Origin of the sequence: Pseudomonas sp. TWP3-1 (assembly GCF_049896625.1) — a bacterium.
Classification (GTDB): domain Bacteria; phylum Pseudomonadota; class Gammaproteobacteria; order Pseudomonadales; family Pseudomonadaceae; genus Aquipseudomonas.
In genome coordinates, this window is sequence record NZ_JAFCUQ010000017.1 from 1 (window position 1) to 23845 (window position 23845).

At 60.1% G+C, this 23845-nt stretch carries 19 protein-coding genes; 8 read left to right on the plus strand and 11 right to left on the minus strand.

The annotated features are described in order from the left end of the window. Positions 1–197: 197 nt before the first annotated feature. From leuA to xseA, 3 genes are all read right to left on the minus strand, one after another. Positions 198–1877: a 2-isopropylmalate synthase gene (gene leuA / locus ACP7BN_RS21110; protein WP_426205937.1), complete on the minus strand. Its 1680-nt coding sequence runs from the start codon at positions 1875–1877 to the stop codon at positions 198–200. A 526-nt stretch (positions 1878–2403) separates the two neighbouring features. After that, positions 2404–3225, minus strand: coding sequence for a peptidoglycan DD-metalloendopeptidase family protein (locus ACP7BN_RS21115; protein WP_426205938.1), 822 nt, complete (start codon positions 3223–3225; stop codon positions 2404–2406). A 3-nt stretch (positions 3226–3228) separates the two neighbouring features. Next, positions 3229–4608 carry an exodeoxyribonuclease VII large subunit gene (gene xseA / locus ACP7BN_RS21120; protein ID WP_426205939.1) on the minus strand — a complete coding sequence of 460 codons (1380 nt, stop codon included), beginning with the start codon at positions 4606–4608 and terminating at the stop codon, positions 3229–3231. Positions 4609–4671: 63 nt separating this feature from the next. On the opposite strand from xseA, the gene ACP7BN_RS21125 reads away from it, so the two are divergent. The 6 genes from ACP7BN_RS21125 (at position 4672) to tadA (ending at position 11484) form a co-directional block, all read left to right on the plus strand. Next, positions 4672–5436: a sulfite exporter TauE/SafE family protein gene (locus ACP7BN_RS21125; RefSeq protein WP_426205940.1), complete on the plus strand. Its 765-nt coding sequence runs from the start codon at positions 4672–4674 to the stop codon at positions 5434–5436. A 151-nt stretch (positions 5437–5587) separates the two neighbouring features. After that, positions 5588–6136 (plus strand): sugar ABC transporter ATPase, encoded by a 549-nt coding sequence (locus ACP7BN_RS21130; RefSeq protein ID WP_420650583.1) that lies wholly within the window; start codon positions 5588–5590, stop codon positions 6134–6136. 115 nt (positions 6137–6251) lie between these two features. Then, positions 6252–7721, plus strand: coding sequence for an IMP dehydrogenase (gene guaB / locus ACP7BN_RS21135; protein WP_420650584.1), 1470 nt, complete (start codon positions 6252–6254; stop codon positions 7719–7721). Positions 7722–7819: 98 nt separating this feature from the next. Beyond that, a complete protein-coding gene (guaA, locus tag ACP7BN_RS21140) occupies positions 7820–9397 on the plus strand; it encodes a glutamine-hydrolyzing GMP synthase (RefSeq protein ID WP_420650585.1) in 1578 nt (525 codons plus the stop codon). Between the two features lie 210 nt (positions 9398–9607). After that, the gene (locus tag ACP7BN_RS21145; protein WP_426205941.1) at positions 9608–10984 is read left to right on the plus strand and encodes a multicopper oxidase family protein; all 1377 of its coding nucleotides are present in this window, start codon (positions 9608–9610) and stop codon (positions 10982–10984) included. Beyond that, positions 10984–11484 carry a tRNA adenosine(34) deaminase TadA gene (gene tadA / locus ACP7BN_RS21150; protein WP_420650587.1) on the plus strand — a complete coding sequence of 167 codons (501 nt, stop codon included), beginning with the start codon at positions 10984–10986 and terminating at the stop codon, positions 11482–11484. Before ACP7BN_RS21145 ends, tadA begins: the two co-directional genes overlap by 1 nt. A gap of 165 nt (positions 11485–11649) precedes the next feature. Here tadA and cmoB read toward each other — a convergent pair whose 3' ends face one another. The 8 genes from cmoB to ACP7BN_RS21190 form a co-directional block, all read right to left on the minus strand. Further along, entirely contained in the window at positions 11650–12606 is a 957-nt protein-coding gene (gene cmoB, locus ACP7BN_RS21155) for a tRNA 5-methoxyuridine(34)/uridine 5-oxyacetic acid(34) synthase CmoB (RefSeq protein WP_426205942.1), read from the minus strand. Then, positions 12603–13346 carry a carboxy-S-adenosyl-L-methionine synthase CmoA gene (cmoA, locus tag ACP7BN_RS21160; RefSeq protein ID WP_426205943.1) on the minus strand — a complete coding sequence of 248 codons (744 nt, stop codon included), beginning with the start codon at positions 13344–13346 and terminating at the stop codon, positions 12603–12605. The genes cmoB and cmoA overlap by 4 nt, the downstream gene beginning before the upstream one ends. A gap of 209 nt (positions 13347–13555) precedes the next feature. Next, positions 13556–14191 (minus strand): lysoplasmalogenase, encoded by a 636-nt coding sequence (locus tag ACP7BN_RS21165; RefSeq protein ID WP_426205944.1) that lies wholly within the window; start codon positions 14189–14191, stop codon positions 13556–13558. 2 nt (positions 14192–14193) lie between these two features. Further along, positions 14194–14586: a protease inhibitor I42 family protein gene (locus ACP7BN_RS21170; RefSeq protein ID WP_426205945.1), complete on the minus strand. Its 393-nt coding sequence runs from the start codon at positions 14584–14586 to the stop codon at positions 14194–14196. A gap of 231 nt (positions 14587–14817) precedes the next feature. Then, positions 14818–17241 carry an endopeptidase La gene (lon, locus tag ACP7BN_RS21175; RefSeq protein WP_426205946.1) on the minus strand — a complete coding sequence of 808 codons (2424 nt, stop codon included), beginning with the start codon at positions 17239–17241 and terminating at the stop codon, positions 14818–14820. A gap of 675 nt (positions 17242–17916) precedes the next feature. Next, positions 17917–18288, minus strand: a complete 372-nt coding sequence (locus ACP7BN_RS21180) for a DUF6124 family protein (protein ID WP_426205947.1) — start codon at positions 18286–18288, stop codon at positions 17917–17919. A gap of 375 nt (positions 18289–18663) precedes the next feature. After that, complete coding sequence (locus tag ACP7BN_RS21185) at positions 18664–21075, minus strand: glucose/quinate/shikimate family membrane-bound PQQ-dependent dehydrogenase (RefSeq protein ID WP_426205948.1); 2412 nt, start codon at positions 21073–21075, stop codon at positions 18664–18666. A 106-nt stretch (positions 21076–21181) separates the two neighbouring features. After that, positions 21182–22543, minus strand: a complete 1362-nt coding sequence (locus tag ACP7BN_RS21190) for a carbohydrate porin (RefSeq protein ID WP_426205949.1) — start codon at positions 22541–22543, stop codon at positions 21182–21184. Between the two features lie 300 nt (positions 22544–22843). Here ACP7BN_RS21190 and ACP7BN_RS21195 point away from each other — a divergent pair, with 300 nt between their 5' ends. Both ACP7BN_RS21195 and ACP7BN_RS21200 read left to right on the plus strand, forming a co-directional pair. Next, on the plus strand, positions 22844–23074 hold the full coding sequence (locus tag ACP7BN_RS21195) for a VF530 family DNA-binding protein (RefSeq protein ID WP_420650596.1): 231 nt from the start codon (positions 22844–22846) through the stop codon (positions 23072–23074). A gap of 1 nt (position 23075) precedes the next feature. Continuing rightward, a complete protein-coding gene (locus ACP7BN_RS21200; RefSeq protein WP_426205950.1) occupies positions 23076–23708 on the plus strand; it encodes a Pr6Pr family membrane protein in 633 nt (210 codons plus the stop codon). Positions 23709–23845 lie beyond the last annotated feature (137 nt).

A 23845-nucleotide genomic window follows, 5' to 3' on the forward strand; every position in this document is an offset into this window, starting at 1 on the left:
ACTAACTCGTCGTATCGTTTTATCAGGCGGGCATCTAGCCCAGTCATTTGATATCCATGCCGTCCCTTTATAGACCAGGATCGGGAGATGTGTAGATACCAATGCCGCGATGGGGCCATCAAACTCAGCATAAAACCATCAGGCAAAAAAAGGCCCCGAGGTACGAACCCCGGGGCCTTTTGCGTTTCAGCAAAGCGTTACGCCGCTTTGGCTTCCGGCTGGCTCAGCGAGCGGTTCAGCGCGCTGAACAGCGCCTTGAAGCTGGCGGTGGTGATGTTTTCATCAATGCCCACGCCGTGCACTGCACGTTCGCCGTTCACACGCAATTCGATGTAGGCCGCCGCTTTGGCGTTGGTGCCCGCGCCGATCGCGTGTTCGTTGTAGTCCATGATTTCCACCGGAATCGGCAGGCCGGCCACCAGTGCTTCCAGCGCACCGTTGCCCTTGCCGCGCCAGTGCAGATTGGTTTCGCCCTGACCCTGGCTCGCCACTTCTACTTCGACGTTGCTGTTGCCGTTCTCTTCCCGCAGGCGATGGCTGACCAGCGCGTACGGAGTGTTGGCTTGCAAGTATTCACGCTGCAGCAACGCGTAGATCTGCGGTGCGGTCATCTCCAGACCAACGCGGTCGGTTTCGGCCTGCACGACCTGGCTGAACTCGATCTGCATGCGACGCGGCAGGCTGATGCCGTATTCCTGCTCCAGCAAGTAGGCGATGCCGCCCTTGCCCGACTGGCTGTTGACGCGAATCACCGCCTCGTAGCTGCGGCCAATGTCGGCCGGGTCGATCGGCAAGTACGGTACTTCCCACAAGGTGTCTGGTTTCTGCTGGGAGAAACCTTTGCGGATCGCATCCTGGTGCGAGCCGGAGAATGCGGTATGTACCAGGTCGCCAACGTACGGGTGACGCGGGTGCACCTGAATCTGGTTGCACTCTTCGACGACTTTACGCACGCCGTCGATGTCGGAGAAGTCCAGTTGCGGGTCGAGGCCCTGGGTGTACATGTTCAATGCCACGGTGACCAGATCGACGTTACCGGTACGCTCGCCGTTGCCGAACAGGCAACCTTCGACACGGTCAGCGCCAGCCATCAGGCCCAACTCGGTGGCGGCAACGCCAGTGCCACGGTCGTTGTGGGTGTGCAGGCTGATGATCACGCTGTCACGACGGTTGATATTACGTCCGAACCACTCGATCTGATCGGCATAAATGTTCGGGGTCGCGCACTCAACGGTGGCTGGCAGGTTAAGGATCATCTTGTGCTGAGGCGACGGGTTCCAGACCTCGATCACCGCGTCACAGACTTCCTTGGCGAATTCCAGCTCGGTGGCGCTGAAGGTTTCCGGCGAATATTCGAAGGTCCACTCGGTATTCGGCTGCATGGCTGCGTATTTGACGAAAAGCTTGGCGGCGTTGACGGCGATGGCCTTGATCCCGTCCTTGTCTTGGTTGAAGACGATGCGGCGGAACGACGGCGAGGTCGCGTTGTACAAATGCACGATGGCTTTCTTGGCGCCGCGCAGGGATTCGAAGGTGCGCTCGATCAAGTCTTCACGACCCTGGGTCAGCACCTGAATGGTGGTGTCGTCCGGGATGTGGCCTTCTTCGATCAGAGTACGCACGAAGTCGAAGTCGGTTTGCGAAGCGGCCGGGAACGACGCCTCGATTTCCTTCACGCCGACCTGCACCAGCGTTTTCCAGAAGCGCAGCTTTTTCGCCGCATCCATCGGTTCGATCAGCGACTGGTTGCCGTCGCGCAAGTCAGAGCTGCACCAGATCGGCGCGGAGACGATGGTCTTCGAAGGCCAGGTGCGGTCCGGCAGGTTGATCACAGGAAACGCGCGGTATTTCGAAGACGGATCTTTGAGCATGCTCATCGGGAAATTCCTTATTGTCTGGGCCGAAAAGAGGCGGCCTGCCGGTGTAACCAATGTTTGGGAAAAACGTGTCGGACGAGGCGCAACGATTCAGCCCGGCAGTCGTGCGCTGACGAGGCACAGGCTGCGGTGCTGGCGAAGCTGAATGAGGGTGTGAGAGGTTTTCATGCGTTCAACCCTAACCGCGAGGGGAAAGGATGGCAAGCAGTCGAAAAAAATTGAGAGGAATATCCGAAAAGGCGAGTTTTGCGCGATTTTATTGTGCTTAAGTTGGAAGATCTTGTTGATGTTTGCGTTAGGTTCGGTTGGGGCGCAATTGAGATTTGGGGTATGTCCGCGGATTTTTGCTGGCAGTGAGTCAGTCATCGCGGGCAAGCCACGCTCCCACAGGGGTTGGGGTGTACACAAAATTGGTGTTCACCTTAAGCTCTCCAACAGGTATTAGGGGGGACACAAAATTCGTGTTTACCGCAAACCCTGTGGGAGCTGGCTTGCCAGCGATGACGCCATCCGCCCCAGCGATAAATCAGGGTTGGAATGCGCCAATGAAAATTGCCGGATCAACCCGCGCATCATTCAGGCTGATGTTCCAGTGCATGTGCGGCCCCGTCGCGCGCCCGGTTGCGCCGACCTTGCCAACCACTGCGCCACGCGCCAGTTGCTGGCCGTCCTTCACGTCGATCTTCGACATGTGACAGAACATGCTGATAAAGCCCTGACCGTGATCGACAAACACCGTGTTGCCATTGAAGAAGTAGCTGCCGATCAGAATCACCTTGCCCGCCGCCGGGGTCTTGATCGGCGTGCCGGCCGGCACCGCGAAGTCCAGACCTGAGTGCGGATTGCGTTCCTCGCCATTGAAGAAGCGGCGTACACCGAACTTGCTCGACAACGGCCCGTTGACCGGTTTATCCAGCAACAGATTGCTTGGCGTGTTCGGGCTGAAGCTGCGATAAGCCTTGATCTGCTCCGCCAGTTCACCTTCGATGCGCTTGAGATTGGCCGGGTTCGGATTGACCTGCTGGGTGTTCTTCAGCGTGATGTGCTGTTCCGGGTATTTCTTGTTACCCACGGTGAAACTCAGATTGCGCCCCGCACTGGCGATTTGCTGGGTGCCGGGTTTGACCGTCAGCGGCACGCCGACAATCGCCAGCCAGTTGTTCTGTTCCTTGACCACCAGCACCGGTTTGCCTTGATAGGTGGCTTTCGGCGCTTGCGCGGCGGCGCCCAGATCGACCACGGCGACGCCACCCGGCACCGGTTTGTTCAAAAGCCGGGTGATGTAACTGTCGGCGTGGGCGTTGAAGGTCAGGCAGAGCAACAGCAGCGGAGCGAGAAAACGCGGCATGGATCAGTCCAGTAAAGAGAGGGTGACAGGCGTCAGGTGATTGTCTTCGACGCGCACTTGCAGTTCGCCTTCGCCGAGTTTGGCTTTCAGGCGCTGGCCGGTGTGGGTCTGCGCCGCGTTGCGAATCGCGTTGCCGCGCTCATCGAGCAGAATGCTGTAACCCCGGCCGAGTGTCGCCAGCGGGCTGACCACATGCAGCGTCTGCATCTGACTCTGCAATTGCAGACGACGACTTTTCAGGCCTTCGCGAATGGCCCGTGGCAAACGCTCGGCCAGGCTGTCCAGACGCTGGCGCAACATCGCCAGTTGGCGTCCCGGATGTTGCCCGGCGAGGCGGGTTTCCAAGCGGATCAAGCGTTCGCGGCGGGTATTGAGTTGGCGCTCGAAAGCCCGGCGCATGCGCATGTCCAGATCATCCAGACGCTGCGCTTGCTGACGCAGACGTTCGCCGGGATGGCGCAGACGGCGGGCCATGCTTTCCAGGCGCATGCGATCGCGCACCAAGCGGTCACGCATGCGCATCACCAGACGCCGATGCAGGCTTTCGACCTGGCGGATCAAGTGGCTGGAATCAGGCGCGAGCAGTTCAGCGGCAGCCGATGGCGTCGGTGCGCGCACGTCGGCCACAAAGTCACTGATCGACACATCAGTTTCATGCCCGACCGCGCTGACAATCGGCGTCACGCATGCATCGACGGCGCGGGCCACGGCTTCTTCGTTGAAGCACCAGAGGTCTTCCAGCGAACCGCCGCCACGCGCCAGAATCAGTGCGTCGAAACCGCGTGCATCCGCGAGTTTCAGTGCGCGTACGATCTGCGCGGTGGCTTCGCGGCCCTGCACGGCGGTTGGAATCAGCGTCAGTTGCACCTGCGGCGCACGCCGACGAAACACGCTGATGATGTCGCGAATCACCGCGCCGGTTGGCGAGCTGATAATCCCGATGCGTTGCGGATGCGCCGGCAGCGGCACTTTGCGCTCAGCACTGAACAGACCTTCGGCACTGAGCTTTTCCTTCAGTGCATCGAAAGCCAGACGCAGCGCGCCGTCGCCGGCCGGCTCCACGGTGTCGAGGATCAGCTGATAGTCGCCGCGTCCTTCGAACAGCGAGACCTTGCCCCGCACTTTTACCGCCAAGCCATCGCGCAATGCCTGACGCACCCGCGCAGCGTTCTGCCGGAACAGCGCGCAACGCACCTGCGCGCCACTGTCCTTGAGCGTGAAATAGATGTGGCCGGACGCCGGGCGGGCGAGGTTGGAGATTTCGCCTTCGACCCAGATATTGCTGAACACGTCTTCGAGCAACACCCGCGCGCGGCCGTTGAGCTGGCTGACGGTCAGGACTTCACGGTCCAGGCCAAGTCTTGCAAAGGGATCTTTAATCATGGGCCGCAGTTTAATGGCATTCTCTCGATCAATGCACGGCGGCTCCTACAGGGATGAGTACAAATGTTGGTTGATTTGTTCGGTCAATGGAATTTTGGCACGGTGGACTGGCTGGTCATCGGGGCAGGCATAGCCTTGGCCTACATCGTGTTTGGCATCGCCGGGTTCGGCACAGCGCTGATAGCGGGGCCTATTCTGATCCTGTTCATGCCGCTGTCGAAGATCGTGCCATTGCTGGTGCTGCTGGATTTTGTCGCGGCGTTCGGCAATCTGCTGCCCTCGCGCCGCGATGTGGCGAAACCCGAGTTGCTGCGGCTGCTGCCGTGCATGGCGGTGGGCTGCACGCTGGGGGTGATTTTTCTGCTCAACCTCAAATCCGATCTGTTGTTGCTGTTGATGGGGCTGTTTATCAGCGCCTATGCGATTTACAGCTTGTGGGTCAAAGCACGGCCTGCGCAGTTGTCCGCCGCGTGGGCACTGCCTATGGGGACGGTGGGTGGACTGTTTGGAGCGTTGTTCGGCAGTGGCGGCTTTTTATATGCGATCTATCTCAACAGTCGTCTGCCGAAAGAGGCCGCTCGGGCGACGCAAAGTGCGCTGATCAGTTGCAGCACGGTGGTGCGTTTGAGCCTGTTCATCGTCGCTGGGGTATATGCCGAGCTACGCTTATTAATGCTCGCGCTGTGTTTGCTGCCGGCCATGGCGCTGGGTCTGTGGGTTGGGCGACGCTTGACCATGCGTCTGTCGCGCGAAGCCTTCGTACGGCTGGTGACCTGGCTGGTGCTGGCCAGCGGACTTGCGCTGATCGGTCGCTATTTGAGCACTTGACCGGATTTCGTCAGGGATTATGCTGCCGGCCTTTAGGGCCTCTTCGCTGGCAAGTCGAGTCGTCGCCCCGCAGCTCCCACAGGGTTCGCGCAGATCCTGTGGGAGCTGGCTTGCCAGCGATGAAGCCAGAAGCCACACCGCAGGACTGTCCATGAACTCGCAAAGCATCATCGTCCCGAAAATTTCCAACCTGCCGGTACACGAACCCCGCGCCCGGGCGATCGTCCGCTGGCTGGTGCGCAAGAACATCATCAAGGAAGAGTTGAGCACCTGCGGACGCACCGGCAACCGCATGGCCTATGCGATTGCCGATGGCGCGCGCGCGGTGGTGCTGCATCCCCAGGCGCTGCCGTTCGGCGAACCGATCAATGGACTGGAGATCGTCACCAAGCGCTGCATCTTCACCCCGGCCAAGGGTTTTCTCGGCGAAGCGGGTTGCGCCGAATGCCGTCAGGAAATCGGAGAGGCGCTGTTCGAAAGTCTCGAAGAGTGGATGCCGGCGCGTACCGACAACTTCACCTGCCCGGAATGCGGGCATGAAGACGACATCAACGGCTTTCTGTTCTTGCAGGAATGCGGATTTTCCAACCTCGGTTTCATCTTCAACAACTGGCTGGAGGCGGGGTTCAAGCAGAGCTTCATCGACGAATTCGCCGATTGGCTGGATCAACCTGTCAGCTGGGTCAAAGTCGAGCTGTAGGTGCGGATTTTTCCGTACATCAGCAACATTGATATAAGACAAGTTTTACATTGAGCATGCAGGGGTGTCTGAGTATAATGGCGCGCTTCCATTTTCCCGCTCGGGAGCCCCCGCGATGCTGCGTATCAGCCAAGAAGCTCTGACCTTCGACGACATTCTTTTAGTGCCTGGTTATTCCGAGGTGCTTCCTAACGAAGTCAGTCTCAAGACCCGTCTTACCCGTGGCATCGAACTGAACATTCCTCTGGTTTCTGCCGCCATGGACACCGTTACTGAAGCCCGACTGGCAATCGCCATGGCTCAGGAAGGTGGCATCGGCATTATCCACAAGAACATGACCATCGAGCAGCAAGCTGCCGAAGTGCGCAAGGTCAAGAAGTTCGAAGCCGGTGTGGTCAAGGATCCGATTACCATCGAGGCTGACGCCACGGTACGTGATCTGTTCGAACTGACCCGCATGCACAACATTTCCGGCGTTCCGGTCCTGCACGATGGCGACCTGGTCGGCATCGTCACTTCCCGTGACGTGCGTTTCGAAAGCCGTCTGGAAGCGACTGTCCGTGAAGTGATGACGCCCAAAGAGCGTCTGGTCACGATCAAGGAAGGCGCGAGCAAGGACGAAGCACGCGAACTGCTGCACAAGCACCGCATCGAGCGCGTGCTGATCGTCGATGACAAATTCGCCCTTAAAGGCATGATGACCGTCAACGACATCGAAAAAGCCAAGGCTTACCCGCTGGCCAGCAAGGACGATCAAGGTCGTCTGCGTGTTGGTGCTGCGGTCGGCACCGGTAAAGACACCGGTGACCGCGTCGCTGCTCTGGTCAATGCCGGTGTGGACGTGGTGGTGGTCGACACCGCGCACGGTCACTCCAAAGGCGTGATCGACCGCGTGCGCTGGGTCAAACAGAATTTCCCTGAAGTGCAAGTGATCGGCGGCAACATCGCCACCGGCGCCGCCGCCAAGGCTCTGGCCGAAGCGGGCGCCGACGCAGTCAAGGTCGGTATCGGCCCTGGCTCGATCTGCACCACGCGTATCGTCGCCGGTGTCGGCGTCCCGCAAATCAGTGCCATCGCCAACGTCGCCGCTGCCCTTGAAGGCACAGGCGTACCGTTGATCGCCGACGGCGGCATCCGTTTCTCCGGTGACCTGTCCAAGGCCATCGTTGCCGGTGCTTCCTGCGTGATGATGGGCTCGATGTTCGCCGGTACTGAAGAAGCGCCGGGCGAGATCGAACTGTTCCAGGGTCGTTCGTACAAGGCTTATCGCGGCATGGGTTCGCTGGGCGCCATGTCCCAGGCTCAAGGATCTTCCGACCGTTACTTCCAGGACTCCTCGGCAGGCGCCGAGAAACTCGTTCCGGAAGGCATCGAAGGCCGTGTGCCGTACAAAGGCACCCTGAGCGCGATCATCCACCAACTGATGGGCGGCCTGCGCTCCTCGATGGGTTACACCGGCAGCGCCGACATCGAAGAAATGCGCACCAAGCCTGAGTTCGTGCGGATCACCGGTGCCGGTATGGCCGAATCCCACGTTCACGACGTGCAGATCACCAAAGAAGCGCCAAACTACCGCGTAGGTTGAGCCTTCCAGCAAATCGTTAAGCAACCGGGGCTGTGTTATTCAGCCCCGAGTTGTTTCTGAATCACGACTGTTACTGATTGACTAGACGAGACTGAATCATGGCCCTCGATATTCACGCTCACCGCATCCTGATCCTCGACTTCGGTTCGCAATACACCCAACTGATCGCCCGCCGCGTGCGTGAGATCGGTGTGTACTGCGAACTGCATCCGTTCGACATGGACGAGGATGCCATTCGCGAATTCGCACCAAAAGGCGTGATCCTCGCCGGCGGCCCCGAGTCCGTACACGAAGCCAACAGCCCGCGTTGCCCGCAAGCGGTGTTTGACCTCGGCGTGCCGGTTTTCGGTATCTGCTACGGCATGCAGACCATGGCCGAGCAACTGGGCGGCAAGGTTGAAGGTTCCGAGCTGCGTGAGTTCGGTTACGCCCGCGTTGACGTGGTCGGCAAGAGCCGCCTGCTCGACGGCATCGAAGATCACATCGACGCCGACGGCCTGTTCGGCCTCGACGTGTGGATGAGCCACGGTGACAAAGTCACCAAGATGCCGGAAGACTTCCACATCCTCGCCAGCACCCCGAGCTGCCCGATCGCCGGCATGTTCAACGACGAGCGCGGCTACTACGGCGTGCAGTTCCACCCGGAAGTGACCCACACCAAACAGGGCGGTCGCATCCTGTCGCGCTTCATCCTCGACATCTGCGGCTGCGAAGCCCTGTGGACGCCGTCGAAGATTGCCGAAGACGCTATCGCTCAGGTTCGCGCACAGGTCGGTACCGACAACGTGCTGCTGGGTCTGTCCGGCGGTGTCGATTCCTCGGTGGTAGCCGCGCTGCTGCACAAAGCCATTGGCGATCAGCTGACCTGCGTTTTCGTCGACAACGGCCTGCTGCGTCTGCACGAAGGCGAGCAAGTGATGGCCATGTTCGCCGAGAACATGGGCGTCAAGGTGATCCGCGCCAACGCTGAAGAACAGTTCCTGAACAATCTGGCCGGCGAGTCCGACCCAGAGAAAAAACGCAAGATCATCGGCCGTACCTTCATCGACGTATTCGATGCCCAGTCGAACAAACTGGACAACATCAAGTACCTCGCGCAGGGCACCATCTACCCGGACGTGATCGAGTCGGCTGGCGCCAAAAGCGGCAAGGCGCACGTGATCAAGTCGCACCACAACGTGGGTGGCCTGCCGGAAGAGATGAATCTGAAACTGGTCGAGCCACTGCGCGAACTGTTCAAGGACGAAGTCCGTCGTCTGGGCCTGGAACTCGGCCTGCCGTACGACATGGTCTACCGTCACCCGTTCCCGGGACCGGGCCTCGGTGTGCGCATCCTCGGTGAAGTGAAGAAGGAATACGCCGACCTGCTGCGTCGCGCCGACCACATCTTCATCGAAGAACTGCGCAAAGCCGACTGGTACCACAAAGTCAGCCAGGCGTTCGTGGTGTTCCAGCCAGTGAAATCGGTTGGTGTTGTAGGCGATGGCCGTCGTTACGCCTGGGTCGTGGCCCTGCGTGCCGTGGAAACCATCGACTTCATGACCGCGCGTTGGGCACACCTGCCTTACGAACTGCTGGAAACTGTCAGCGGCCGCATCATCAATGAAATCGAAGGCATCTCGCGCGTTACGTATGACGTGTCGAGCAAGCCTCCGGCGACGATTGAGTGGGAGTGATCCTGCGCTAACCGTGAAGGTTTGATCGCTGGATAAAGAAGCCGTGTGAACGAGAGTTCACACGGCTTTTTGCATCTGTGGCGCTCATCGGACAATGCCCCTGCGTCCCGTCGTCACGGCCTCTTCACTGTTGCTTTGCCAATTGCAGGTGTATCGTATTCGCCTTTTGCGGGCCTTGGCCCGCCGCAAATACGTGAGGTAGTTGAGTTCATGTCCTTTACCCGTCGCCAAATCCTCGGTGGCCTGGCCGGTCTTGTTGTCGTTGGCGTGGGGGCGGGGGGCGCGTCGCGTTATTGGTTGGGCAAGATGGCCGATGCCGACGCGGGGCATGACTACGAGTTGATCGCTGCGCCGCTGGACGTTGAGCTGGTGCCGGGGCACAAGACTGAGGCCTGGGCGTTCGGGCCGTCGGCGCCGGGCACTGAATTGCGTGTGCGTCAGGGCGAGTGGCTGCGGGTGCGTTTCATCAATCACCTGCCGGTTGCGACCACCATTCACTGGCACGGCATTCGTCTGCCGCTGGAGATGGATGGCGTGCCGTACGTTTCGCAGTTGCCGGTGTTGCCGGGCGAATACTTCGACTACAAATTCCGTGTGCCGGACGCTGGCAGCTATTGGTATCACCCGCACGTCAGCAGTAGTGAAGAGCTCGGTCGTGGGCTGGTCGGGCCGCTGATTGTCGAGGAGCGCGAGCCGACCGGGTTCAAGTATGAAAAGACTTTGAGCCTGAAGAACTGGCACATTGATGAACAAGGCAATTTCGTCGAGTTCAGTATTCCGCGTGAAGCGGCGCGTGGCGGTACGGCGGGGCGGTTGTCGACGATCAACGGCGTGCCGCTGCCGGTGATCGATCTGCCGGCCGGGCAGATCACTCGCGTGCGTTTGCTCAATCTCGATAACACCCTGACTTATCGCATCAACATTCCGGGTGTCGAAGCGCAGATCTATGCGCTCGATGGCAACCCGATCGAACCGCGCCCATTGGGCAAGGAATATTGGCTCGGCCCCGGCATGCGTATTTGTCTGGCAATCAAAGCTCCGGCGGCTGGTGAAGAACTGTCGCTGCGCAACGGCCCGGTGCGTCTGGGCACATTGCGTTCAGTGGCCAACGACGAGACGCCGACGCAATGGCCACCCGCACTGCCGGCTAACCCGGTAGCCGAGCCGGATCTGGCGAAGGCCGAGAAACTCAACTTCAATTTCGAATGGGTCGGCTCGGTGTCGGTGAATGTCGAAAACGGCCGGCCGCCAAGCCTGTGGCAGATCAACGGCAAGGCTTGGGATATCACTGACAAGACCTGTGCGGACCGGCCGATTGCCAGCCTGAAACTGGGGCAGAGCTATATTTTCGAATTGAAGAACATGACCCAGTATCAGCACCCGATCCACTTGCACGGCATGAGTTTCAAGGTGATTGCGTCGAACCGGCACAAGGTCATTCCATACTTCACCGACACTTATCTGTTGGGCAAGAACGAGCGTGCGCAAGTGGCGCTGGTGGCGGATAACCCCGGTGTCTGGATGTTCCACTGCCATGTGATCGACCACATGGAAACCGGCCTGATGGCCGCCATCGAGGTGAAGTGATGCGCCAGATTCGCCCCGCCGCGATCATCGACCGCAGCCGTGACCGCGACTTCATGCGCGAAGCGTTGGTGCTGGCGGCACAAGGCGCGGCGCTCGGCGAAGTGCCGGTGGGTGCGGTGCTGGTGCAGGACGGCGAGATCATCGGGCGCGGCTTCAACTGCCCGATCAGCGGCAGCGACCCGAGTGCCCACGCGGAAATGGTCGCGATCCGTGCGGCGGCGCAGGCTGTGAGTAACTATCGTCTGCCGGGCAGTACGCTCTACGTCACGCTGGAGCCGTGCAGTATGTGCGCGGGGTTGATTGTGCATTCACGGATTGCGCGGGTGGTGTATGGCGCGCTGGAACCCAAGGCCGGGATCGTGCAGAGCCAGGGGCAGTTTTTTACCCAGGGCTTTTTGAATCACCGGGTGTTGTATGAAGGTGGGGTGTTGGCGGAGGAGTGTGGGGCGGTGCTCAGTGAGTTCTTTCGGGCACGCCGAGCAAAGAGCCCCTCACCCTAACCCTCTCCCAGGGGAGAGGGGACCGACCGAGGTGAATGTTGACGTTACGCCGACCTGAAATTTTTGAGCCGAACTCAAGTTCTGAAAAGCTTGAAGATCGGCTCCCTCTCCCTCGGGAGAGGGCTGGGGAGGGGTGGGCTCACCGCGGAATTTTGGGAGATCGGGTTACTTCTTCGCGACAATCACCGCACGCATCGGCGCCGGCAGCCCTTCTACGGTTTTGCTGTGATCCTCAGGATCAAGAAAATCGCTCAGCGACTGATACTTCATCCACTCCGTCCCGCGTTGTTCCTCGACCGTAGTCGTACTCACGTCGACACAGCGAATATCGGTAAAACCGGCGCGGCGCAGCCATAATTCCAGCGCCGGCACCGACGGCAGGAACCACACATTACGCATCTGCGCGTAGCGATCTTCGGGCACCAGCACTTGATGCTTGTCGCCTTCGACCACCAGGGTTTCCAGCACCAGTTCGCCACCCTTGACCAGGCAATCCTTCAGCGCCAGCAAATGCTCGATTGGCGAGCGACGGTGATAGAACACGCCCATCGAAAACACCGTGTCGAAACCTTCCATGTTCGGCGGCAGGTCTTCGAACGGGAACGGCAAGTGCCAGGCATTCGGCTCTGACAGATAACGCTGCACCGCCTGGAACTGGCAGAAGAACAGCCAGTTCGGATCGACCCCGATCACGCTGTCAGCACCCGCACCGAGCATGCGCCACATGTAATAGCCGTTGCCACAACCGACATCGAGGATGCGTTTGCCTTTCAGATCCAAGTGCGGCGCGACCCGCGACCACTTCCAGTCCGAACGCCATTCGGTGTCGACGTGCACACCAAATAGATCGAACGGCCCTTTGCGCCAAGGCGACAGGCCCATCAGCGCGGTACGCATTTGCGCGCGGGTTTCGTCGTCGCAATCGGTGTCCAGCTTCAAGCCGTTGAGCAGGTCGACTTCGCTCGGCTGGATCTTCGGCAAGGCGTCCAGCGCACTTTGCCAGCGCTCCAGATCGCCGTGGCCTTTCTCCATTTTCTTGTCGAGTTGCGCTTGCAGGGTGTTGGCCCATTCGGCCAGCGGCGAGCCGGCCAAGCGGCGGGCGAGGGGGGACAGATCAATCATGGCAAGGCAATCAACGAGGCAAAGTTAAGACACTGGAACCACGGCACGACTTTCGAGAACCCGGCGGCCAGCAGGCGTTCGCGGTGTTCTTCGAGGCTGTCGGGCTTCATGACGTTTTCGATGGCGCTGCGCTTCTGGGCAATTTCCAGATCGCTGTAGCCGTTGGCGCGCTTGAACGCGACGTGCAGGTCGGTGAGCAGCGCGTGTTCTTCAGCATCGTTGAAACGCAGCTTCTCCGACAGAATCAATGCGCCGCCGGGCAGCAATGACTGGCGAATACGCGTAAGCAACGCGGTGCGCTGATCGGGGGCGATGAATTGCAGGGTGAAATTCAGTGCCACCACCGAGGCGGGCTGGAAGTCGAGCGCAAGGATATCGCCCTCGATCACTTCGACCGGCAGCAACTCCTGGAACATCGAATCCTGACCGTTGAGGTGTTCACGGCAGCGCTCGACCATCGCCGCCGAGTTATCCACAGCGATAACCCGGCAACCCTCGGTACGCACATGCCGGCGCAGCGCTTGAGTCACCGCGCCGAGCGACGAACCGAGGTCGTAGAGCACGCTGTTCGGCTGAGCAAATTGCGCCGCGAGCACGCCGAGGTTTTCGACGATGGTCGGGTAACCCGGCACCGAGCGCTTGATCATGTCCGGAAACACCCGCACCACGTCCTCGTTGAAGGCGAAGTCAGGCACCTGAGCCAAAGGCTGGGCGAAAATACGATCGGGTTCTTTGCTCACGGCGATTCCGGCGGTGGAAATGGAAAGGCCGGCATTTTAGCCAAAGTGGCGCGCGGATGCTTGGGTTGTCCGACGTGGCGAGGGGATTTATCCCCGTTGGGCTGCGTAGCAGTCCTGAATCTTCGCATGCGGTAGGCCTGATTCACCGCTATTGCAGATTTTGGGGCGGCTTCGCCACCCGACGGGGATGAATCCCCTCGCCACAGGGGTTAGCGATTGTTTTGGGAGAACGCGGAGGCGGTGATGCCCCACTGGCCCAGCCAGTAGCTGAGGATGATGACGTACGGCGCTGCGTTGAACGGGGCGGCGAAGCGGTCGATGCCGATCACGCTGTCGGAAAACACGAAAGCCAGCGCACCGCCCCCCGCGAGCAACGCCGAACGCTTCGGCACATCAGTGCCGAGACGCGCGAGGGCGCGCCAGAGCATGGCGCTGATGGCTGTGCCGTAGATGATCACTGGCACCAGCAGCGGCCCAAGGCCGTTGGAAATCAGAATCCCCAGCAGCACGGCGCCTACACCGAGGGCGAGAATCAGCGGCAACAGCGCCAGACGTTTGCAGTCGCTGAGGTAAGCCTTGAGGTACGCCAGATGCGCAACCAGAAACGCACCAAGGCCAAACACAAACAAATCCCCCGGCCACGCCAGCAACACATCACCGAGTAGCGAAAAAATCAGACCGAGGCTGATCCAGCGGCGGTAATCACTTGGCGGTGCATCGTGCAGCCAGCCGAGCATCGCCAGCACTGGCAACGGTTTGACCAACAGGCAGAGCAGCGCCGCGTGGGTGCTCAAGCCATAGAGGAAAGTCACCGCGCCCATCAGCGCCAGGATCAGCCAGCCCACGCTCAGTTCACCGAGATTGCGCAGTCAAAGGTTTCCACCGGCAGCACTTCCGGTGCCCATGGCTGTTGCGAGGTCAGGCGCAGGCGCCCGGTGCCGGGGGCGAAAGCCTGGAAACGCCAAGTGGACAATCCCGCCGCACCGACCACGCCTGCATCTTCCGGGTTGGTGTAAACCTCGGGGCTGAGCGCGCGCAAAACACCGCCGGCCGAGTCTTGAATGGCCCAGCGATAACCAGTGGTAGGATTGCTCGGCAGGGTAATGATCAGGTTTTGCCCGTTGGTGAGTTTCACCGGGCATTCGCTTTGTTTTTCCACGGTCACGTTGGTTTTCGGTTGCGTGGCGCAGGCGGCCAGCAGGGCGAGGGACAGCGGGACAAACAGGCGAGTGGGGGACATAGGGTCAGCGGCTCCGGGCGTTCACGACGAACGGCGAGCATAACTGAAGATGAGACGAAGTGTGACAGTGCGGGAGTGGGTGGTGTTGCAACTGACGCCATCGCTGGCAAGCCAGCTCCCACAGGGTTTTGTGGTGAACACAGGTTTCGTGAACACCTCGACCACTGTGGGAGCTGCGGTGCGACGATTCGACTTGCCAGCGATAGCGGTAGTGAGTGCACTACATCAATGTCAGAACAGCACCTTCGCCACATCCGAAAACTTCTTCGCGAAGTGCACGGTAATACCTTCCTTCAGATACTCCGGCAGTTCCTCGAAGTTACCCCGATTCGGCTCCGGCAAAATCAGCTCGAATATTTTCTGCCGCCGCGCCGCGATCACCTTCTCGCGCACCCCGCCAATTGGCAGTACATGCCCGGTCAGCGTCAGTTCGCCAGTCATTGCCACACCTTTTTTCGGCGCCTGATTACGCGCAAGCGAGAGCAGGGCACTGGCCATGGTCACGCCGGCGCTTGGGCCGTCTTTCGGGGTTGCGCCTTCCGGCACGTGCAGGTGGACGAAGGCTTCGTCGAAGAACTTCGGATCGCCGCCAAATGACTTCAGATGCGAGCTGACGTAGCTGTAGGCGATCTCCGCCGATTCTTTCATCACATCACCGAGTTGCCCGGTGAGTTTGAAACCACGGTTCAACGTATGAATCCGTGTGGCTTCGATCGGCAAGGTTGCGCCGCCCATGCTGGTCCAGGCCAGACCGGTGATCACACCGGTGCCGGACAACACTTGCTCGTTGCGGAACACCGGATGACCGAGGGACGCTTCGAGGTCTTTCGGCGCGATCTTGATCACCGCTTTCGGCTCGTCGATCAGTTTCACTACGGCTTTGCGCACCAGTTTGCCCAGCTGTTTTTCCAGCTGACGCACCCCGGCTTCACGCGCATAACCGTCGATCAAAGCTTTCAAGGCGCTGTCGCTGATGCTCAGGCTGCCTTTCGATACGCCGGCCTTTTCCAGCTGTTTTGGCCACAGGTGACGCTTGGCGATGGCGACTTTTTCTTCGGTGATGTAGCCCGACAGGCGAATCACTTCCATCCGGTCGAGCAACGGGCCGGGGATCGAATCGAGGGTGTTGGCGGTGCAGACGAACAGGACTTTCGACAAGTCCATGCGCAGGTCGAGGTAGTGGTCGAGGAATTCGACGTTCTGTTCCGGGTCCAGCGTCTCGAGCAGCGCCGAGGCCGGGTCGCCCTGGTAGCTCTGGCCCATCTTGTCGATCTCGTCGAGCATGATCACCGGGTTCATCACTTCGACGTCTTTCAACGCCTGCACCAGTTTGCCCGGCTGCGCGCCGATGTAGGTGCGGCGATGGCCCTTGATCTCGGCTTCGTCGCGCATGCCGCCGAGGCTGAAACGGTAGAACGGCCGGCCGAGGGATTCGGCAATCGATTTGCCGACGCTGGTTTTACCCACGCCCGGCGGGCCGACCAGCAGCACGATGGAGCCGCTGATCTCACCTTTATAAGCACCGACTGCGAGGAATTCGAGGATGCGATCCTTGATGTCGTCGAGGCCGGCGTGGTGTTTGTCGAGCACCTTGCGCGCGTGCTTGAGGTCGAGTTTGTCCTCGCCGTACACGCCCCACGGCACCGAGGTGGCCCAGTCGAGGTAGTTGCGGGTGACCGCGTACTCTGGCGATCCGGTTTCGAGGATCGACAGCTTGTGCGTTTCTTCGTCGAGGCGTTTCTTTACCTGCGCAGGCAGGACTTTGCCTTCAAGACGCTGCTGGAACTGTTCGATGTCCGCGCTGCGGTCGTCCTTGGTCAGGCCGAGTTCTTGCTGAATGACTTTGAGCTGTTCCTTCAGGAAGAACTCACGCTGATGCTCGCCGATCTTGCGGTTCACTTCGGCGGAAATTTCTTTTTGCAGACGCGCGACTTCGACTTCCTTGCGCAGCATCGGCAGGACTTTTTCCATGCGCTTGAGCATCGGCACGCAGTCGAGCACGTCTTGCAGCTCGGGGCCGGTGGCGGAGGTCAGGGCGGCGGCGAAGTCGGTCAGCGGCGACGGATCGTTCGGGCTGAAGCGGTTGAGGTAGTTCTTCAGTTCTTCGCTGTACAGCGGGTTGAGCGGCAGCAGTTCCTTGATCGCGTTGATCAGCGCCATGCCGTAGGCCTTGACCTCATCGGTCGGCTCGGTCGGCTGGTGCGGGTATTCGACTTCAACCAGATACGGCGGGCGATGGTGTTTGAGCCAGGTCTTGATGCGCACACGGCTCAGGCCCTGGGCGACGAATTGCAGTTTGCCGTTTTCGCGGCTGGCGTGGTGCACCTTGACTAGCGTGCCGTACTCGGGCAATGCGCCGGTGTCGAAGTGGCGCGGGTCTTCCTGGGGCGTGTCCATAAAGAACAGGGCCAGGGAGTGGTGTTCGGATTTGCTCACCAGTTCGAGGGTTTCGGCCCACGGTTCTTCGTTGACGATGACCGGCAGGACTTGGGCCGGGAAGAACGGGCGGTTGTGGATCGGGATGACGTAGACCTTGTCCGGCAGGTTCTGGCCGGGGAGGGCCAGGCCTTTGCCAGTGGGGTGGTGTTCGATGTGGTCGTCTGTGGTTTCGGTGTAGTCGGCGGGGTTATCGGGGAATTCTTGCTGGTCGCTCATGGGGCACCTGCGCAATTGGATATGGGTGTTAGATGGGGCAGGGTTTGGGTGGTTTCAATGGGGGTGTGTGTTTCTGCTTGTTTGTTCAGGGTTTGGACAGGGATTTGGGGGCATATCCGTTGCTGTGGTTGTGGCTGCTTAGGGTTTCGCCCTTACGGCGACTCACTTTTTTGACAAACGCCTCAAAAAAGTAAGCAAAAAAAGGCTTGTCCCAACGTTCGGCCCGCTCGCTGGGGCTCGGGGTTCCTTCGCTCCGGGGTTCATCCGGGGCATCGCCTCCGGTTTGCTGCGCTGCACCTCCTCTCGATGTTCCCCCCGGATGAACCCCTCCACTCAGCCTGCCGACGGGACCTGTGGATCAAGATCAAGAGCTGCAGCCGAGCTTGCGCTCATCCTGTTGAGTGGGGCGGCTTTGCCGCTGGTGGGCGATGGATGTTGTTGGTTGTGGTGATTGGCTTTGGGTTTTGTGTTGGATTCGCCCCTCACCCCAGCCCTCTCCCGAGGGAGAGGGAGTCCATTTTGGGGCTGTTCAAAATCTGCGTTCACCTCGGTATCTCACGTCGGCGTACCTTGTCCAAACACCTCGGTCAGTCCCCTCTCCCCTTGGGAGAGGGCTAGGGTGAGGGCCGCTCTGGAAGGTGTTTGAGTACCAGCCTCAACCCCAAACCATTTCAGCTACTGCCTCACAGGCCGACCAACCTCGACATTATCCAACACCCGATTCACCGCCAGTTCCGCCAGCATGATCACTTGCTGTATCCCCAGAATCCGATGCCGCTGCGGCGAGTCAACGTAGGCCGCAACATCGCTGGCCATCACGCTCGCCGTAGCCAACGATTCACACGCATGCGCTAACAGGCTCTCGTCGTCCATACCTTGGGCGATCTGAAACATCTGGCTCGGTTGCCGGCCAGGGCATTTTTTTGGGATGGGGTTGAAGTGGTGGTCGAGGGCGCGTTCGGCGGCGTCGTGGAATTTCTTTGAATCGGCCGATTCGTAGGGCGAGGTGTCGTCGGTTTCAGGTGGGTTCGGTGTTGGCTTTTTCATGATGGAACTCCATTCGGGATGTGGAGTTCGCCGCTCACTGCGACCAAGCAGTAGGGTGGCGAACCGTACGCAGGTTGGTCGACCAGGGAATGGATACCCGGCAGGGCCGTTAGCCCTCCCACGCACAGCTCGCCATAAGCAAGCTTATAAAGTGCGCCATTCTAAACCCGGACGACCAAGCCCGTTCGCTGAATTTGCAGCGACGCCCCAAAGCCTACCCAGCGCATTTCCGAGCGACAACCGACGCGGGTTGTCGGAAACATTCCCACCAAACGCCCTAATCTGTAGGACATAAACACCCCGTGTAAAAACCATCGAGCACAAAAAAAGGCGACACCCTCGCGGGCGTCGCCTTCCTTTTACCGCCGCTAAAGCTTATTCCGGCAGTTTGTACGCAATCACATAATCACCCATCTTGGTGCCCAGCGAGCCGTGACCGCCGACTACGAGCAGCACGTATTGCTTGCCGTCTTTGCCGGTGTAGGTCATCGGGGTTGCCTGGCCGCCAGCCGGCAGGCGAGCTTTCCACAGCTCTTTGCCGTTGTTGACGTCGTAGGCGCGCAGGTATTGGTCGAGCGTGCCGCTGAGGAAGCCGACGCCGCCGGCAGTCACGATCGAGCCGCCCATGCTTGGCACACCAAGGTTCATGCCGATCGGGATTGGCGAGCTGTCGCGGGTGGTGCCGTTTTTGCGTTTCCACACGACTTTGCCGGTGGTCAGGTCGATACCGGCAACGTAGCCCCAGGCCGGGGCCTGGCACGGTACGCCGATTGGCGACATGAACGGGTGCATGATCACCGCGTAAGGCGCGCCGGTGTTGGGTTGCACGCCAGCGGTTTCGCTTTCGCGTTTGCTGCCGGCGGCGACTTTTTCGCGCGGCACCATTTTCGAGACGAAGGCCATGTAGTTCGGGCTGGTGAACAGTATCTGGCGAACCGGATCGACCGACACGCCGCCCCAGTTGAAGACGCCGACGTTACCCGGATAGATCAGGCTGCCCTGTTCCGAAGGAGGGGTGTACTGACCTTCGTAGCGCAGTTCCTTGAACTGGATGCGGCACATCATCTGGTCGAACGGGCTCGCGCCCCACATGGCTTTTTCGGTCAGTTCCGGGGCCAGCAGGTTGAGGTCCGAACGGGCCTGGGTCGGTGCGGTGCGGTCGCCTTTCACGGCGCCTTGCGGAACCGGGATTTCCTTGATTGGAATGATCGGCGTGCCGTCACGACGGTCGAGAACATACAGGCTGCCCTGTTTGGTCGGAGCGATCAGCGCAGGTTTGATGCCGTCGGCAGTTTTCATGTCCAGCAGGGTTGGCTGGCTACCGACGTCCATGTCCCACAGGTCGTGGTGGGTGAACTGGTAGTTCCAGCGCACTTTACCGGTCGCGAGGTCCAGCGCGACCAGGCCGGCGCTGAATTTCTCGGCGCCCGGGGTGCGGTCAGCGCCCCACTGGTCTGGGGTCTGGTTGCCGAGTGGCAGATAAACCATGCCGAGTTTTTCATCGACGCTGGCCAGCGACCACATGTTCGCCGAGTTGCGGCTGTAGGTCTGGCCCGGGGCCAAAGGCTCGGTGGCGTCCGGGTTGTTGCTGTCCCAGTTCCATACCAGATGACCGTCGCGCACGTCGTAGGCGCGGATCACGCCGGACGGCTCGTTAGTCGATTCGTTATCGGTAACGTGGCCGCCCATGATCACCAGATCACGAGTGATCGCGGCTGGCGAGGTGGAGTAGTAGCCACCCGGGGTGAACGGGCCGATGCCCTGAGTCAGGTCAACCACACCGTTGGTGCCGAAGCCTTCGCAGATTTTGCCGGTGTCGGCGTTCAGGGCGATCAGGCGTGCATCGGCGGTCGGCAGGTACAGACGACGCGGGCAAGCTTGAGCGACGCCTTTGCCAGCCTCGGAGATCACGGCGGACGCTGCGTTTTCAGTTTTCGCGTAAGCGGCTTCGTCGTAGTACGACACGCCACGGCAGGTCATGTGAGCGAAGCCTTTGAAGCCGACCGGGCTCTTGATCTGTGGGTCGAAGCGCCACAGTTCTTTGCCGGTGTCCGGATCCAGCGCCAGCACTTTGCTGTGAGCCGTGCAGGCGTAGAGCATGCCGTTGGCTTTGAGCGGGGTGTTTTCGTTGGTCAGCTCGACCGGATCATCGGCCGTCGGCAGGTCGCCGGTCTGGATGCGCCAGGCTTCTTGCAGTTTGCCGACGTTGGCCGGGGTGATCTGCTTCAGCGGCGAGTAGCGGTCACCGAATTCGGTGCGGCCATAGGCCTGCCAGTCGCCATCAGGCATTTGCGGCGCGGCGCTGGTGGTGTCGGCGGTGTCGCGACCCAACTCGCCAAAGGTTTCACCCGGATGGGTGAACTGACTTGCCAGTGCAGTGGCGCCGGCCAGAACCACAGCCACGCTCAAAGCGCCGGTGCCCATTGGCGCAGGGCCATTGGTCAGCAGCGGACGGCGGAACCACGGCAGCAGCATGACCACACCGAGGGCGAACCACAGGGCCAGACGCGGCACCAGTTGCCACCAATCCAGACCCACTTCCCACAAGGCCCACACGGTGCTGGCGAACAGCACCACGGCGTACAGGCCCAGCGCGGCACGACGGCGCATCAGCAACAGAATGCCGGTCAGCGCAATGCCGATACCGGCCAGCAGGTAATACAGCGAGCCGCCGAGCATGCTCAGCTTGATCCCCCCGGCCAGCATGGCCAGGCCCATTAGCAGAAGCAGAATGCCGAGCAGGTTCGGCAGAAGACGGCTTCGACTCGAAGCACCTTCAGTGCTCATAGTGTGGTTCTCCGTGACGTTTCAAGTAGTCCCGCGCTGTAGTCACTGTAGATGACGATCCGGCGCGGGCATGGTTCAGATAAAACTTGTGTAGCTAACGAAATCTTTAGAACGAAGACTGGATCTTGATCCCGCCGATCAGCGCGTCATCGACTTTGTCCACGCCACCCGGATGGCGGATGTATTGCAGGTTCGGGCGCACCGTCAGCCAATTGGTGACGTGCACGCCGTAATAGAGTTCGGCGCTGTATTCGGTGTCTTGCGGCGGCAGGAACGAGGGATCGTCGTAGTCGTAAACAGCGCGGGCCTGATTGGTCGCTTCGGCGTTTTTGCGGAAGGCCGGGTTGACGTGCACGCGGGCCAGGGCGAAGCCGATGTCGTCTTTGGTGCGGGCATCGAACGGGCCTTTGTAGGTGATACCGGCCTGCACGTAGTTGTCGATGGCGTTGGTCTTCTTGTCGTGCATCGTGCCGTTGGCGAACACGCTCAAACCACGCGAGTTATCGCTGGCAACGCTGGTGATCTGCTGCTGCACGCCGAGCCACACGCCGTGCTTGCTCGAAGCGCTGCGGTAGGCTTCGCCGCTCAGGGCCGCCGGCTGACCGTTGCGGTCTTTATAGGCGTCGCTTGCCTTGGCATTGCTGTAGTAGTAGCCGGCGCGGTATTCGCCCGGCAGGCCGTTGAGTTTCGGCGTCCACACCAGCTCGATCGGCAGAATTGCGCCCTGGGTGCCGCTGCCGCTGAGCTTGAAGCCGTTGCCGCGATCGAGGTTCGACGGGTTCTGCTCATACGCGCCGACCTGTGCGTACAGCTCCGGCGTCAGGTGATATTTGACGCGCATTGCCCATTGGCTGACCGGCCAGTTGTACCAGATGCCGCCGACCCAGTTGCCGACCTGCGAGCCGCAGAATGCAAGGTTCTGGAAATCGCACGGGAAGGTATTGAAGTCTTCGCCTTCGCCAAAACGGCCGACTTTGATGTCGAGCTTCTGGTCGAAGAATTTCTGCTGATACCACATCTGCGTCAGGCGCGTGGTCTGGCCACGGCCCCAGACTTCCTGGGCCGAGGTGAAGCCACCGACGCGCGGGTCATTGATGCGGTCGTTGCTGATGTTGTTGCCGCTGCGTTTGGTCACGGTCAGTTGAAACTCTGCATCGCTCCAGCCGAGGAGTTTTTGCAGGTCCAGATGCGTGCCCAGACCCCATTGATCGCTGTAACGCGCCGTGCGGTCGTGGTCATAGCCGCCGTGCAAATTGCTGCCCATTTCGCCGGTGTAATCGAGTTTGAAGTCGATGCCTTTTGCCGAGAGTTCGCTGCGCGTGCCGTTCCAGTCACCGAGCATCCACGGTGATTCACTGTCGAAGGCCGGGGCGGCTTGCGCGCACGTGGCGAGGCCAAGGGCGGTGCAGCCGCCGATCACGCGCAGGGTTAAGATAGCGCTGTCTCGGAAAAGCGGAAAATCGGGCATAAATAGGTCTTTCTTGATCTTTTTTTGGGGATGGGCTGGCCGCTACGATTTGTCGCAGGCAATGAAGCGATTCAGCAGAAGGCCGGCAGGATAATGATCTGTAACAAAAAGACAAAGCGCTTTTGCAGACATGCAGCCTTTCGGATTCTGTAACAGTGCGGCAATACAGCGCATTGCGGGTCCCGCGCAAGGCTGCGATCTTCGTCGGTTGACCTACATTTAACGCTAGGCCTTCCACCTGCCGATGCCCTCGGCTAAGGTGCGCGGCTTCTGCAGTTTCAATTCGCCCAAAGGCCTGGCATGAACGACCACAACCCCGATCCGCTGCACGGCGTAACCCTCGAACAGATCCTCAATGCACTCGTGACCCACTACGAATGGTCGGGGCTGGCCGAGCGTGTCGACATCCGTTGCTTCAAGAGCGATCCGAGCATCAAGTCGAGCCTGACCTTTTTGCGCAAGACCCCGTGGGCGCGGGAGAAGGTCGAGCGTCTGTACGTGAAGCTGATGCGCACCAAGCGCCCGCTCTGAGATGACCGCCGTATTGCGGCGACGTCTGATTACCTCGGCCGCCACGCTTGGTTGGGCGGGGCTGAGCATTCAGCTGTATCTGATTTTTTTCGCTCGATTGAGTGTCGACGCCAGTCTGCTGGGCGGGCTGGTGAGTTTTTTCAGCTACTTCACGGTGTTGACCAACACGCTGGTGGCGGTGGTGCTGACTTGTGCAGTGACGGATCGAGATTCGGCTGCGCGGCGCTGGTTTTTGCAGCCATGGGTGAGTAGCGGGATTGCCGTGAGCATCACCGTGGTCGGCGTTGCGTACAGCGTTTTGCTGCGACATTTGTGGCACCCGGAAGGCTGGCAGTTTATCGCCGACGAATTGCTGCATGACGTGATGCCGCTGCTGTTCCTGACATATTGGTGGTTTTGTGTTCCGAAAGGCACGTTGCGCCTGAAGCATCTGCCGCTGTGGCTGATCTATCCGCTGGTGTACTTCGCCTATGCGCTGCTGCGCGGGCATTTGCTCGGGGCGTATGCGTATCCGTTCATAGACGTGGCGCAGTTGGGTTATCCACAGGTGTTTATCAATGCCGGGGGGATATTGGTGGGGTTTGTGCTGATTGCACTGATCGTCATCGGCCTCGACCGCTGGCATCCAGACTGAACAAAGTCAGCCCCTGTGGCGAGGGAGCTTGCTCCCGCTCGGCTGCGCAGCAGTCGTAAACCCAGCGATTGCGTTTACCTGACATAACGAGTCGGCAGGATCAGGGGCTGCTGCGCAGCCCAGCGGGAGCAAGCTCC

Coding starts and splice junctions, on each gene's coding strand:
- leuA (WP_426205937.1), bottom strand. CDS start 1,877: ATGAGCATGCTCAAAGATCCGTCTTCGAAATACCGCGCGTTTCCTGTG.
- ACP7BN_RS21115 (WP_426205938.1), bottom strand. CDS start 3,225: ATGCCGCGTTTTCTCGCTCCGCTGCTGTTGCTCTGCCTGACCTTCAAC.
- xseA (WP_426205939.1), bottom strand. CDS start 4,608: ATGATTAAAGATCCCTTTGCAAGACTTGGCCTGGACCGTGAAGTCCTG.
- ACP7BN_RS21125 (WP_426205940.1), top strand. CDS start 4,672: ATGTTGGTTGATTTGTTCGGTCAATGGAATTTTGGCACGGTGGACTGG.
- ACP7BN_RS21130 (WP_420650583.1), top strand. CDS start 5,588: ATGAACTCGCAAAGCATCATCGTCCCGAAAATTTCCAACCTGCCGGTA.
- guaB (WP_420650584.1), top strand. CDS start 6,252: ATGCTGCGTATCAGCCAAGAAGCTCTGACCTTCGACGACATTCTTTTA.
- guaA (WP_420650585.1), top strand. CDS start 7,820: ATGGCCCTCGATATTCACGCTCACCGCATCCTGATCCTCGACTTCGGT.
- ACP7BN_RS21145 (WP_426205941.1), top strand. CDS start 9,608: ATGTCCTTTACCCGTCGCCAAATCCTCGGTGGCCTGGCCGGTCTTGTT.
- tadA (WP_420650587.1), top strand. CDS start 10,984: ATGCGCCAGATTCGCCCCGCCGCGATCATCGACCGCAGCCGTGACCGC.
- cmoB (WP_426205942.1), bottom strand. CDS start 12,606: ATGATTGATCTGTCCCCCCTCGCCCGCCGCTTGGCCGGCTCGCCGCTG.
- ACP7BN_RS21170 (WP_426205945.1), bottom strand. CDS start 14,586: ATGTCCCCCACTCGCCTGTTTGTCCCGCTGTCCCTCGCCCTGCTGGCC.
- lon (WP_426205946.1), bottom strand. CDS start 17,241: ATGAGCGACCAGCAAGAATTCCCCGATAACCCCGCCGACTACACCGAA.
- ACP7BN_RS21180 (WP_426205947.1), bottom strand. CDS start 18,288: ATGAAAAAGCCAACACCGAACCCACCTGAAACCGACGACACCTCGCCC.
- ACP7BN_RS21185 (WP_426205948.1), bottom strand. CDS start 21,075: ATGAGCACTGAAGGTGCTTCGAGTCGAAGCCGTCTTCTGCCGAACCTG.
- ACP7BN_RS21190 (WP_426205949.1), bottom strand. CDS start 22,543: ATGCCCGATTTTCCGCTTTTCCGAGACAGCGCTATCTTAACCCTGCGC.
- ACP7BN_RS21195 (WP_420650596.1), top strand. CDS start 22,844: ATGAACGACCACAACCCCGATCCGCTGCACGGCGTAACCCTCGAACAG.
- ACP7BN_RS21200 (WP_426205950.1), top strand. CDS start 23,076: ATGACCGCCGTATTGCGGCGACGTCTGATTACCTCGGCCGCCACGCTT.